Origin of the sequence: Cognatishimia sp. (assembly GCF_964229375.1) — a bacterium.
In the GTDB taxonomy this organism is placed as follows: domain Bacteria; phylum Pseudomonadota; class Alphaproteobacteria; order Rhodobacterales; family Rhodobacteraceae; genus Cognatishimia.
The window spans coordinates 1-11,404 of record NZ_CAXREH010000156.1; the positions used below are offsets into that span (position 1 = coordinate 1).

An 11,404-nucleotide genomic window follows, 5' to 3' on the forward strand; every position below is an offset into this window, starting at 1 on the left:
ACGACGGGCGGAAAAACCGGCCTCTTCAAGTTGGCCAATCAGCTTGGGCAACTCCCACACCGATACTGCCCGAGGCTTGCCGAAACTGTCGCGGATCTGATCGCTGGTCAGGGTGGTGGAAACGGTCATTTCCTGCTGCGTGAAAGACAGCGCTTCAGAGTTGATACCGCGATCCAATGGCCAAACCTTCGCGCCGGTCAAAAGCCACTCGCCGGTTTTCAGCTCTGCCTGGTCTGCACGAATGCGCTGGCTGGGTCCGCCGCCCTCGGCATAGGTGACAAAGTCGACATCCACGAGAACCGAGGCATCGTGGTTTGACCCTTGAGCGAAAATAACGGTTTGACCGTCATCGCCGCCCTGACGCAACCAGAGGCCCGTGGAGCCAATCGAAATCGCGCGGCTGGCGCCTGTGCGGTAAAACAGCGCCAGTTGGTCGTATTGTTTGGTCGTGGCCGCCACGATTGGGTTCATGGTCGTTACGCCAAACAACCCAATTCCAAGCGCCACTGCGACGGGTGCCAACAGGATCATCATGCCAGAGCGGCCGCTGGCACGCGCCACGATCAATTCGCTGCTGCGCGCCAGATTCAGGAACAGAACTAGCGAACTTAGGATCATGATAAGCGGGAAGATCTGATAGAGTTCTTTAGGTACATTCAACACCAGCAGCTGCAGAATGCGCACAAGGCCCAGTTCTTGCACACTGAACCGCCGAAGTTGCTCCATCAGGTCAAACAGTACCAAAAGTACAAAGAAAACAGCGGTGAGGCCCAGAAAGTATATCAGGAACCGACGTGCGAAATAGAAGTGCATCGTCATGTCGAAGCCCTCCGCAGCTGCGGCAGGACATAGGCGCGACTGGCCAACATCAAAGACACCAAAACAGCGCCGACAAGTGTTGGGGCATATAGGGCGGGCCAGAGGTTGGCATCTGCGCGCACCACGTTGACAAGGGCGTTCTTCATCGCTTCAAGCACCACCAGCAGCGCGAAGGCTGCGATCGTTTGCGGCCAGACGCCCAATCTGCTGAACCCGCCCAAAAGCAAAGTCGCAAATCCAACCATGGCCGAGATCACGCACATCGTCACCGCAGCAATGCGACCGTGTCGCTCTGCTTGCACCCAGCCCCAGCCGTTCAAGTCAGGTTCGTTTTCACGGTTTTGCCATTCCAGCGTCGCCGCCAGTCGTTGCGGGGACTGCCAAAGCTCGAGTGTTGAGGTGCGCTCCAACGCTCTCAGGCGATTGCTGCTATAGTTCAAGAACGCGCTGATATCGTAGGTGAAATCGCCAAAGTTGGTGGTGTAAAGCCGCAGACCATCGGTGGTCAGAACCTGCGCTAGCCCGTCAACCATGATCAGCTTGGGCCCGTTTTCATCGCGCAACAAATAGGCTTCGTCTGCGGAGTACACCAAGGTCTGATCTTCGCTGCTTTGGTCGTACATAAACAGGTTCTTCAAGACACCTTCAGGCGTGATTTCCGAGATATAACAGGTGACGTTTTCGTTGGGATGCATGAACACCCCTTCGGTCAAAAGGCGCGCAGTGGCGTTTTCGGCGATCTCGCGCTCGCGGGTATCAAGGCGGTCAAGGCTGAGTGGCACCAGATAGTTGGCCAGAACGGCCATCATCAGTCCGATAAATAGGCCAAACGTAAAAACTGGGCGCGCCAACCGCCAAGGGCTGAATCCGGTGGCCTGCATGACAGTCAATTCACTGTCAGACATCTGACGGCTGGTGCCGTAACAGGCTGCTGCAAACACCGCGATCGGCAACACCAACTTGATAACGTTTGGTAAAGTCATCGCAGTAAATTCAAAGAAAACGAAAACCGATTGGCCATCTCCGATCAGACGGTCAAACAGCACGACGGCGCGATTGACCCAATAGACCGACACAAGCACCAGTGCAAAAAAGCCAAACAGAGTCATGAATTGCGACAGCATATAGCGGTCGAATCTGTTCACACCTGCGCTCCTCAGTTTTCTTTTTGTTGACCTATTATAAAGCATTTAGCGCCTGTGGAAAACTGATATCTGGTCAAGCTGGCGCTGGCGGGCTAACTCTTGGGGCAACACTTAACAGGAGCATTGCCGTGGTAGCCCCCCTTCAGTTTGAATTTCAGGACGTCAACATCGACGAAATCGCAGCTTTTGAAGGTCGCGTGGCCATTCTGGTCGGCTCCGAAGGGCGCATGGATACCGCCGCGCGACGGGTTAATCGACTGACCAAAGGGGCCGTGAAACGGATCATCGAAGACGGTATCAAGAATGGTGATGCGCGGGTGCTTGCCTATCCGGTGGGAATGGCGGCCAAGGCTGTGGACGTGATCTGTCTGGAACCTCGCGCCACTGTGGAAGAGGCGCGCGCCGCTGGCGTGGCGCTTGCGAAGTCTCGTGGTGACGCAACTGTGCTGGCCTGTTTGGGCAATCACAAGAACGCAGCCCAGATCGTCATGGGGATGGCGTTGCGCGACTATGGGTTTGACGCACATAAAACCGCCGACGCGGCCGAAGATGCGCGGACCGTCACCGTTATGTCGGCCACACCCGATGACCTGAAAGAGGCCGTAACGCCATTGCTTGCGGTTGCGGAAGGTGTGTTTTTCACGCGCGATCTGGTCAATGAACCCGCCAACCACCTTACAACAACAGAGTTCGCCAACCGCTTGGAAGATATGCAGAATATCGGGTTGATTGTCGAAGTCCTAGAAGAAGACAAACTAGAAGAACTTGGCATGGGATCTTTGTTGTCTGTCGGTCAGGGCAGCGACAGCCCATCAAAAGTTGTCGTCATGAAATGGATGGGCGGCGCCGAAGACGACGCGCCCCTCGCGCTGGTCGGTAAAGGCGTCGTCTTTGACACTGGCGGCATTTCCCTCAAGCCCGCGGGCGGCATGGAAGACATGACGATGGACATGGGCGGCGCCGGTGTTGTGGCGGGCGCCATGCGTGCGCTGGCGCTGCGTAAGGCGCAGGCCAATGTTGTGGGCCTCGTCGGTTTGGTAGAAAACATGCCGTCAGGCAACGCAACCCGTCCGGGCGATGTAGTCACATCGATGAAGGGTGACACGATCGAAGTCATCAACACAGACGCCGAAGGTCGTTTGGTGCTCTGCGATGTGATGCATTACGCGCAAGAGACTTTTAATCCAGTTGGCATGATCGACCTAGCAACGTTGACAGGTGCAATCATCATCGGGCTGGGCCACGAGAACGCTGGGGTGTTTTCCAACGACGACAAACTCTGCAACGCATTCTTGAAAGCAGCGGCCGCAGAAGGCGAGGGTGCGTGGCGGATGCCATTGGGCAAAGCCTATGCCGATCAGCTAAAATCCCGCATTGCGGATGTAAAGAACGTCGGCGGCCGCGCGGCCGGCTCGGTTACTGCGGCCGAGTTCCTGCATCGGTTTGTTCAGGACGGAATCCCTTGGATTCACTTGGACATCGCCGGTGTTGCGTCGGTCAAAGCGGACACAGCCTATGCCCCCAAAGGTGCAACCGGCTGGGGTGTTATGGCGCTTAATCGACTTGTCGCTGATATGTTTGAGGCCGAATAACCGATGGGCGCGGCCTTTTTCTATCACCTGACACAGAACCCGCTTGAGGTCACATTGCCGCTTCTTCTGGAAAAGGCACGCGGCGCGGGGTGGACGGTGTTGGTGCGTGGAACAGAGGCCGCGCATATCGACTGGCTTGATGAAAAACTTTGGACGGGCCGGGACGACGCGTTTCTGGCCCATGGGCGCGCAGGTGGGCCGCATGACGCGATGCAGCCCATTTTGCTGTCGACCGACCCTGGCAACCCAAACAATGCCCCGTGCATCATGGGCGTGGATGGCGCTGAAATTACCGCTGAAGAAGTGAATGCATCAGAGCGAGTTTGCATTCTGTTTGACGGCCAAAACGACGAGGCGATGGATCGCGCTCGCCGTCAGTGGAAAGCCCTGACAGACGCCGGTTGCGCCGCGCAATATTGGTCAGAAGAAACAGGCCGATGGCAGAAAAAGCGCGATACGGCAGAGGCTTAGCGGGGTTATCTAACGTGATAAGACAAGTTGGTTTCTGGAAATCGTGATGGTCGGAAAGCGGTTAAGATAGCTCATCCCCAAAAGGGAAATGTCCAGATCCCCGCCGTTCACACGTGCCCGCACATTCTTGTCGTCAAACTTGCCCAAGGCCACGGACTCAAGGCGCACCGGCGCGGTGCGCACCTCGCCATTGGCGGTCATGGCGCGGCCATAGAAATCCAGCTCGTCCAGTTTAAGCCCAGCGGTCTCGGCGTCTTTTTGCGACAGCACCAGATCAGACGCGCCGGTGTCGACGACAAACTCGATCTCTGCGCCGTTGACCAAAGCGGTGACATAGAAATGCCCGTCATAGGATTTGGGGATCTCGATGGTCCCATCCTCGGAATAGGCGACTTGCGGGGGCAGGGCTGCAGAACGGATGTTGTCCCAGGACCCTACGACGACGACCACACCGATAAAGATCAGCCCCCAGATCATCAGCTGCTGAATGGTTCTCCAGAAATTTGCACGAAACATCGGGCTGAGCGAGAAGGCCACAAAGACCAACAGCGCCACCAAATACACCAGATGCATGATTTCAAATTCAGACATTCAGACCTCCGTCTACCCGATATAAGGGTCAACGGCCTGAAATGTTAGACAAAACCAAAGTCTTTAAGCCCATCAAGGATGAACTGTATCGACAATGCCGCAAGTAGCATACCCAGAAGGCGAGTAACCACGTTGATGCCTATCTCTCCAAGGGCGCGTTCCAGCATACTGCCGGCCAGGAACAACAGAACTGCGACCAACATGACACAGAGAGCCACGCCAAGAACCAGAATGGGGCCCTGAATGCCCTCGATCTGACCGCTCAGAAGAATGACGGTGGCAATAGAGCCGGGCCCCGCAATCATCGGAATCGCCAGAGGGAACACAGATGGGTCAGGCAACTCCGTCACACGCCCTTCGCGGCGTTCTTGCCTGCGTTCAAACAGCATGTCCAAGGCGGTCAGGAACAACAAAACACCGCCTGCGATTTTAAAGGCCGCCATAGAGATGCCGACAAATCCCAGCACGGCCTCGCCGAAAAACGCAAACAAAGCCAGAATAAAGAACGCGATAATGCAGGATCGAAAGGCAATGGCGCGGCGTTGCTGTGGCGTCATGCCGGGAGTAAAGGCGATAAAGATCGGCATAAGGCCAATCGGGTCAATAATCACAAAAAGCGTGACAAATGACGTTATCAGAAAGGCTGAATCCATTGCAATCGCTCCGTCGCCTAAGTCTCTGCAGTTTCTAGCTTTTCAAGCGCTTCCATCCAGAGGGTTTCCGCGCGTTCCAAAGCTTCGATCACTTCGGCATGTTTCTTTTGCCAGACCGCGATATCGGCGGTTTTGCTGCCGTCATACAGCGTTGGATCCGCGAGTTTTTCGTCCAGCTTTTCGCGCATCTCGGTCAGCTTGTTGACGCGATCCTCGCATTTTCGAACCTCGGAACGCAACGCAAGAATAGCGTCGCGAGAGGGGCGCTTCGCAGGTTTTGGTTTCTCGTCTACCGCCGCAGGTTTGTCGCGCGCCAAAAGCAGCTCGCGATAGGCCTCCAGATCGCCGTCAAACGGGGCAACACCGCCGTCGTTAACCAGCCAAAGCCGGTCTGCCGTCATCGTCAACAGATGCATGTCGTGGCTGACAAGGATCACTGCACCAGAGTAATTTGTCAGGGCTTCGACCAGCGCTTCGCGGCTTTCGATGTCCAAGTGGTTGGTCGGTTCATCAAGGATCAAAAGATGTGGCGCATCCAGCGTGGCCAGCAACAGGGACAGGCGGGCCTTTTGACCTCCCGACAATTGCCCGACGGTTGTGTCGGCCTGATCCGCCGTCAATCCAAAGCCGGCCAATTTCGCGCGCAGCTTTGCGGGCAGAATGTCAGGCAATTCACGCCGCAGGTGTTCAAGGGGCGTTTCGTCCACGTACAGTTCGTCAACCTGATGCTGCGCGAAATAGCCGATCCGCAGCTTGCTCGACTTCACCATGCGGCCGTCCATCAGAACCAGTCGGTCTGACAACAGTTTTGACAGCGTGGATTTGCCCTGGCCGTTCTTGCCCAACAGCGCGATCCGGTCGTCCTGATCGATGCGCAGCGTCATGCGTTTCAGAACCGGCGTTTCGCCATAGCCTACGCTGCCTGACTCGATGCGGATGATCGGCGGTGACAGCTCTTCGGGCGAGGGGAAGGCAAAGGCGCGCAGGGCGGCCTCTTGCGGGCTTGAGATCGGCTGCATCTTTGACAGGGCCTTCAGGCGACTCTGAGCTTGTTTGGCTTTGTCTGCCTTATACCGGAAGCGATCCACATAGCTTTGCAGATGCGCACGCCGCGCCTCTTGCTTTTTGGCCATGGCTTCGGCCTGCGCCAACCGTTCGGCGCGTTGACGGGCGAATTGATCGTAGGGGCCTTGATAAAACGTCAGCTGACGATCTTCGAGGTGCAGAATAGAGCCCACCGCACGATTAAGCAGGCCACGATCGTGGGAAATGATAATGACCGTGTGCGGATATTTCGCCAGATAGCTTTCCAGCCAAAGCGCGCCTTCAAGGTCCAGATAGTTTGTCGGTTCGTCCAAGAGCAAGAGATCAGGCTGGGAAAACAGCACAGCCGCAAGCGCCACTCGCATCCGCCAACCGCCCGAGAAATCAGAGCAGGGCATCTGTTGCTCGGCATCATCAAACCCGAGGCCTTTCAGGATCGAAGAAGCCCGTGCTTCGGCGCTCCAGGCGTCGATGTCGGCCAGACGGGTCTGGATTTCGGCGATCCGGTCGGGGTCTGACGCACTCTCAGCCTCGGCCAGAAGTGCCGCGCGCTCTGTGTCGGCCGCGAGAACCGTATCGATCAGGCTGACATCAGAAGAAGGCACTTCTTGTGCGACGCCGCCAATGCGCGCACGTTTCGGGAGCGCGATGTCGCCGCTTTCAAGGGCCAGTTCCCCGCGGATCAGTCGGAACAATGTGGTCTTGCCCGTGCCATTGCGCCCGACAAGGCCGACTTTGTGACCATCGGGAATAACCGCAGAGGCGTCCTCAAACAAAGGCCGCCCGGCAATCGCATAGTTTATATCAGAAATGCGCAACATGGTGACGACTTCTCGCAGTGCGCAGCCGTTGTCAATGCAGGCCTAGAGGTCCATGGCTAATTGCGACTTTTCTTCGGGCTTTTCAGCCGCCGCAAGATCTTGTTCGCCCCATGATTTCATGGCGTTCACAACCTTCAACAGCGCGCGGCCGCGTTTGGTCAGCGAGTATTCCACTCGGGGCGGGATCTCGGCAAAGATCTTGCGCTTCAGCAGGCCGTCCGCCTCAAGCAGCCGCAGTTGCTGGCTGAGCATCTGTTTGGTGATTTTGGGGATCTCGCGCTGCATGGCCCCGAAACGGTTAGAGCCGTTGTCGATGACATAGAGGATCATCAATTTCCATTTGCCGCCCACATGGGCCATGGCATGGATCATCGGATCGGGTGTAGAGTCGTTTTCCATAATAGATATGAAAATCATACTTACTTTGTTTTCTCAATATAGATGTGAATGATCCTGATAGGCATCGCGAAATTTCTTGTGGATAAATTTCCGAAAAAATCCCGGTCGGGATACGTGCCTTTAGGCTTTCAATAGAGGCAGGGGCGTGGTAGTGCGCGCGCAATTCAATCTTTAATCCGAGGGATCATCATGGCTCTGGAACGCACTTTCTCTATCATCAAACCTGACGCCACTCGCCGCAACCTGACCGGCGCGATCAATGCCAAGTTCGAAGAAGCTGGCCTGCGCGTCGTCGCGCAAAAGCGTATTCACCTGACCAAAGCGCAAGCAGGCGTTTTCTATGCTGTGCACGCAGAGCGTCCATTCTATGACGAACTGTGCGAATTCATGGCATCCGCGCCAATCGTTGCACAGGTTCTGGAAGGCGAGAACGCCATCGCGAAGAACCGCGAAGTTATGGGCGCAACCAACCCAGCAGACGCGGCCCCAGGCACCATCCGCGCAGAGTTCGCTGAATCTGTTGGTGAAAACTCTGTACACGGCTCTGACGCTCCAGAAACCGCAGCAGTTGAAATCGCGTATTTCTTCTCTGGTCTGGAACTGGTTGGCTAAGCCATTATGTAAGACTTTACAGAAAGGCCGCTCTCAATTGAGGGCGGCTTTTTCTTTTGCTTGAGCATTTCAAAATCTGTCCAAACGAAAAGCTCGAATTTGCTATCTGGGCAGGCCAATCCGGAAATACCTGCCATCGCCGGTGGGTGATGGCCTTGATGTAATGTCCAGGTTCTTTGGGATCGTAACGCCCCAATTTGATGCATTTTTTGTGACGCCTTTGGCGAGTTCAGACAAGGTGTCTTCCACGCTCATGTCAGACTTAAACACCAGAGAGCACCCATAGTCGCTGACCTTGATCGAGAGATCTGCAAACTTGTGATAATAGGTACCTGTTCCGCTGTTCTGAACAAAGGTTTCGCCGGCAATGGCTTGTCCGACGCCCTCAAAGCTTGGGGCGGTCGTTAAGCAGATTTCAGTAAAGAAGTTGCCAGCAAAACTTGGCGGGATCAGGTCAACGCCTGGTTCTGCATCAGCGCTTCGCGCAACGCCTGAACTTGAAACGCAGCCTGCCGAAGCAAGAGTCAGTGAAATGACCATAAAGGTATGTTTTATCATGAGCTTATCTGTGTGTTTTCAATCAATACACACAGAGTAGCGTCTTTTTACATGTCACGAAACATGTTTAAGGGCGGGATGCCCGCGCGATAGCACTTTGGCTAAACCTATGTATTTAAGAGGCCGACCGCTCTATCACGCCAATCTGGTCGAGAATCCGTTCAAACTCTCCCAGACCTTTGTCGAAAGACCGCGCTTTCATTGCGTCGAACTTTACGCGCAAGTCGTCCTTTTCTTTGCCTTTGCAGTCGTTCCAGGGGCGCCCCTGAAGCGCCATGACCAAGACGTAGTACCCGATGAAATGTGGGCGCTGACCGTCCTTCAGCAACATCTCATAGGCGCTGTCAGCACCCAAGGCTCGCAGTTCCTCGGCCGAATTTATGCCCACGCGGGCAAGAGCCTCCTCGTAGGCCGGGCCGAGATTGCGGATCGCTGAAACTGGTGTAGACATGGCGCCAATCTACCACGCCTGTGCGCGCTGTCATGGTCATATTGAGGCCCAATCGCTATAAACTGGACCAGGCTTTTTGCTTTGGTCGGCTGCCTTGTTTTCAGCTTGGCTGGGGGCCTGCTGGGGGGCTTTCTGCTCTTTGTCACTTTGCATCTCGCGTGTCCTTTCGCTTGTTGCGTCACTGGGGCTTTCTTTCAATATGGAGAAAGAATCCCTTGTTTTCAGCTTCTTCGTCATCACTGCCTCTGACAAACACGTGCACGTATTGTGTGCTATTCTGTCGGATAGGCTGACATATCAATGCGGCGAGACTTTGCCGAAAAGCAGAGCAGGAACGGGGAAATTTTCTGCCGACAAAAGAAAACGGCCCCCAGATTGGAGGCCGCTTATGCTGTCACAAAATGACAGGATTATTTTTCAGGGATGAGACCCCTTGGGCTGAACCTGAGCACGAGAAGCAGGATCAGACCCATCGTCAGAAGTCGCATATGCGCCGCTGAGTCGATCAGGTGGGCCTTTAGGGCAGAGCCCTCTGCCATACCCGATGTGATCACCTGCATCAGCCAGAGGCCAATCGGTTCAACCTGTACCCAGAAGAACCAGATCACAAAGCCACCAAGCACGGCCCCAAGGTTGTTGCCGGACCCGCCGACGATCACCATAACCCAGATCAGGAAGGTAAAACGCAATGGCTGGTAGGAACCAGGCGTCAGCTGGCTGTCCAGCGTGGTCATCATGGCGCCTGCGATGCCACAGACCGCGGATCCCAGAATAAAGATCTGCAGGTGACGGTTGGTGACGTTTTTGCCCATCGCCTCTGCAGCGACTTCGTTGTCACGGATCGCACGCATCATGCGGCCCCAAGGGGATTTCAGCGCCGCCTGCGCCATCACAAAGATGACAACAAGCACGATTGTAAACAGCACCGAGTACCCCAGCTTGACCCAAAGCGTCGACGCGGTCACCGGATCAATGCCGATAGCATTGGCGTTGGCCACAAAGCTCTCCGAGTTCTGCAGGTCGATCTCGTAAGGCACCGGACGGGGCAGGCCGATGATGTTTTTCACACCGCGCGCCAGCCAGTCTTCGTTCTTCATGATCGCAATGATGATCTCGGCAATGCCAAGAGTCGCAATCGCCAAGTAGTCGGAACGCAGACCCAGCGCGGTCTTGCCGATCACCCAGGCAGCGCCCGCCGCCAGAAGGCCGCCAAAGCCCCAGCCGACGATGGTCATATAGCCGTGCGCCTTAAAGTTCTCACCACCAGGGTTCAGACCCCCGATGTTGCCAGCGTTGGCCGAGTTGATGGCCTCAACAAAGCCGACGGCCGGATCAAAGATCGCCCGATAGATGAGGAAGCCGACAACGAGAATGCCGATGGTCGCCAGAATTTTGCCGCGGCCTGCAGACATCTTCTTTTGCACATAGACCGCCAGCGCCACGGTTGCCGCGCCAAAGGCCAGAGCCAAGAGGATCATCGGACCGCCAGACGGGGCCCATGCGCCAGGGGCAGGAGGCATAGAGGTCAGCGCAACAGCCAAGCCACCCAAGGCGACAAAGCCCATGACACCGACGTTAAACAGGCCGGCAAAGCCCCACTGCAGGTTCACACCCAGCGCCATGATCGCCGAGATCAGACCCATGTTCAGGATGAACAACGCGGTGTTAGCACTCTGGAAGATGGCCGTGCCCAAAAGAAGGCCTGCGACCAAGGCGAAATAAAGGATGTTTCTTGATGTCTCGCTCATACCGATTTCCCCTTAAACAGGCCGGTTGGTCGGAACAGCAGCACAATGATCAGGATCACAAAGCTGACTGCAAACTTATAGTCGGTGGACAGAAGTTGGACCAATCCGTCCGGCTCTAAATTCTCGGGCAGGAGATACTTCAGAACCTTTTTCCAGGCATAGGTAATCGTGACCTCAGAGAAGGCAATCACAAAGCCGCCTGCGATGGCGCCTAGTGGGTTGCCAAGCCCGCCTACGATGGCCGCCGCAAAGATCGGCAGCAGCAGTTGGAAGAACACAAACGGCTTGAATGTCTTGTCCAGACCATAGAGCACGCCCGCTACGGTCGCGAGGGCTGCAACGATCATCCATGTATACAGAACAACGCGTTCCGGGTTGATGCCCGACAGCAGCGCCAGATCTTCGTTGTCGGAATAGGCGCGCATGGATTTGCCGGTGCGGGTCCGGTTCAGGAACCAGAACAGCAGGACAACAGCGATCACGGCCACGACAACGGTGAT

Annotated in this window: 14 protein-coding genes; 3 read left to right on the forward strand and 11 right to left on the reverse strand. The window is 55.7% G+C overall.

What is annotated here, in order from left to right:
* Positions 1-819, reverse strand: an 819-nt coding sequence (locus ACEQWH_RS11905) for an LptF/LptG family permease (RefSeq protein ID WP_370231165.1), incomplete at its 3' end; no start/stop codon positions are given.
* The gene (gene lptF / locus ACEQWH_RS11910; RefSeq protein ID WP_370231168.1) at positions 816-1,964 is read right to left on the reverse strand and encodes an LPS export ABC transporter permease LptF; all 1,149 of its coding nucleotides are present in this window, start codon (positions 1,962-1,964) and stop codon (positions 816-818) included. The genes ACEQWH_RS11905 and lptF, both read right to left, overlap by 4 nt.
* Before the next feature lie 122 nt (positions 1,965-2,086).
* On the opposite strand from lptF, the gene ACEQWH_RS11915 reads away from it, so the two are divergent.
* Together ACEQWH_RS11915 and ACEQWH_RS11920 are read left to right on the forward strand one after the other, a co-directional pair.
* Complete coding sequence (locus tag ACEQWH_RS11915) at positions 2,087-3,556, forward strand: leucyl aminopeptidase (RefSeq protein ID WP_370231193.1); 1,470 nt, start codon at positions 2,087-2,089, stop codon at positions 3,554-3,556.
* Between the two features lie 3 nt (positions 3,557-3,559).
* Positions 3,560-4,027 carry a DNA polymerase III subunit chi gene (locus ACEQWH_RS11920; RefSeq protein WP_370231171.1) on the forward strand — a complete coding sequence of 156 codons (468 nt, stop codon included), beginning with the start codon at positions 3,560-3,562 and terminating at the stop codon, positions 4,025-4,027.
* A 9-nt stretch (positions 4,028-4,036) separates the two neighbouring features.
* Here ACEQWH_RS11920 and ACEQWH_RS11925 read toward each other — a convergent pair whose 3' ends face one another.
* The 4 genes from ACEQWH_RS11925 to ACEQWH_RS11940 are packed head-to-tail and all read right to left on the reverse strand — an operon-like array spanning position 4,037 to position 7,553.
* Positions 4,037-4,618 (reverse strand): TIGR02281 family clan AA aspartic protease, encoded by a 582-nt coding sequence (locus ACEQWH_RS11925; protein WP_370231173.1) that lies wholly within the window; start codon positions 4,616-4,618, stop codon positions 4,037-4,039.
* 44 nt (positions 4,619-4,662) lie between these two features.
* Entirely contained in the window at positions 4,663-5,271 is a 609-nt protein-coding gene (locus ACEQWH_RS11930) for a MarC family protein (protein WP_370231175.1), read from the reverse strand.
* A gap of 17 nt (positions 5,272-5,288) precedes the next feature.
* The gene (locus ACEQWH_RS11935) at positions 5,289-7,136 is read right to left on the reverse strand and encodes an ABC-F family ATP-binding cassette domain-containing protein (protein WP_370231178.1); all 1,848 of its coding nucleotides are present in this window, start codon (positions 7,134-7,136) and stop codon (positions 5,289-5,291) included.
* 42 nt (positions 7,137-7,178) lie between these two features.
* Positions 7,179-7,553, reverse strand: a complete 375-nt coding sequence (locus ACEQWH_RS11940) for a winged helix-turn-helix transcriptional regulator (RefSeq protein WP_370231180.1) — start codon at positions 7,551-7,553, stop codon at positions 7,179-7,181.
* A gap of 171 nt (positions 7,554-7,724) precedes the next feature.
* On the opposite strand from ACEQWH_RS11940, the gene ndk reads away from it, so the two are divergent.
* Positions 7,725-8,147 (forward strand): nucleoside-diphosphate kinase, encoded by a 423-nt coding sequence (gene ndk, locus ACEQWH_RS11945; RefSeq protein ID WP_209356284.1) that lies wholly within the window; start codon positions 7,725-7,727, stop codon positions 8,145-8,147.
* Between the two features lie 102 nt (positions 8,148-8,249).
* On the opposite strand, the gene ACEQWH_RS11950 is transcribed toward ndk, so the two are convergent.
* The 5 genes from ACEQWH_RS11950 to ACEQWH_RS11970 all read right to left on the reverse strand — a co-directional run.
* On the reverse strand, positions 8,250-8,705 hold the full coding sequence (locus tag ACEQWH_RS11950) for a hypothetical protein (protein WP_370231184.1): 456 nt from the start codon (positions 8,703-8,705) through the stop codon (positions 8,250-8,252).
* 115 nt (positions 8,706-8,820) lie between these two features.
* Complete coding sequence (locus ACEQWH_RS11955) at positions 8,821-9,156, reverse strand: TfoX/Sxy family DNA transformation protein (RefSeq protein WP_370231185.1); 336 nt, start codon at positions 9,154-9,156, stop codon at positions 8,821-8,823.
* Between the two features lie 36 nt (positions 9,157-9,192).
* The gene (locus ACEQWH_RS11960) at positions 9,193-9,393 is read right to left on the reverse strand and encodes a hypothetical protein (RefSeq protein WP_370231188.1); all 201 of its coding nucleotides are present in this window, start codon (positions 9,391-9,393) and stop codon (positions 9,193-9,195) included.
* 173 nt (positions 9,394-9,566) lie between these two features.
* Positions 9,567-10,904: a branched-chain amino acid ABC transporter permease gene (locus ACEQWH_RS11965; RefSeq protein WP_370231189.1), complete on the reverse strand. Its 1,338-nt coding sequence runs from the start codon at positions 10,902-10,904 to the stop codon at positions 9,567-9,569.
* On the reverse strand, positions 10,901-11,404 hold a 504-nt coding region (locus ACEQWH_RS11970), incomplete at its 5' end, for a branched-chain amino acid ABC transporter permease (protein ID WP_370231191.1). The genes ACEQWH_RS11965 and ACEQWH_RS11970, both read right to left, overlap by 4 nt.

Bases quoted from the DNA above. Each gene is read 5' to 3' on its own strand.
- ACEQWH_RS11950 (WP_370231184.1), bottom strand. From the start codon at position 8,705: ATGATAAAACATACCTTTATGGTCATTTCACTGACTCTTGCTTCGGCA.
- ACEQWH_RS11930 (WP_370231175.1), bottom strand. From the start codon at position 5,271: ATGGATTCAGCCTTTCTGATAACGTCATTTGTCACGCTTTTTGTGATT.
- ACEQWH_RS11935 (WP_370231178.1), bottom strand. From the start codon at position 7,136: ATGTTGCGCATTTCTGATATAAACTATGCGATTGCCGGGCGGCCTTTG.
- ACEQWH_RS11920 (WP_370231171.1), top strand. From the start codon at position 3,560: ATGGGCGCGGCCTTTTTCTATCACCTGACACAGAACCCGCTTGAGGTC.
- ACEQWH_RS11960 (WP_370231188.1), bottom strand. From the start codon at position 9,393: ATGACGAAGAAGCTGAAAACAAGGGATTCTTTCTCCATATTGAAAGAA.
- ACEQWH_RS11940 (WP_370231180.1), bottom strand. From the start codon at position 7,553: ATGATTTTCATATCTATTATGGAAAACGACTCTACACCCGATCCGATG.
- ACEQWH_RS11925 (WP_370231173.1), bottom strand. From the start codon at position 4,618: ATGTCTGAATTTGAAATCATGCATCTGGTGTATTTGGTGGCGCTGTTG.
- ACEQWH_RS11965 (WP_370231189.1), bottom strand. From the start codon at position 10,904: ATGAGCGAGACATCAAGAAACATCCTTTATTTCGCCTTGGTCGCAGGC.
- ndk (WP_209356284.1), top strand. From the start codon at position 7,725: ATGGCTCTGGAACGCACTTTCTCTATCATCAAACCTGACGCCACTCGC.
- ACEQWH_RS11955 (WP_370231185.1), bottom strand. From the start codon at position 9,156: ATGTCTACACCAGTTTCAGCGATCCGCAATCTCGGCCCGGCCTACGAG.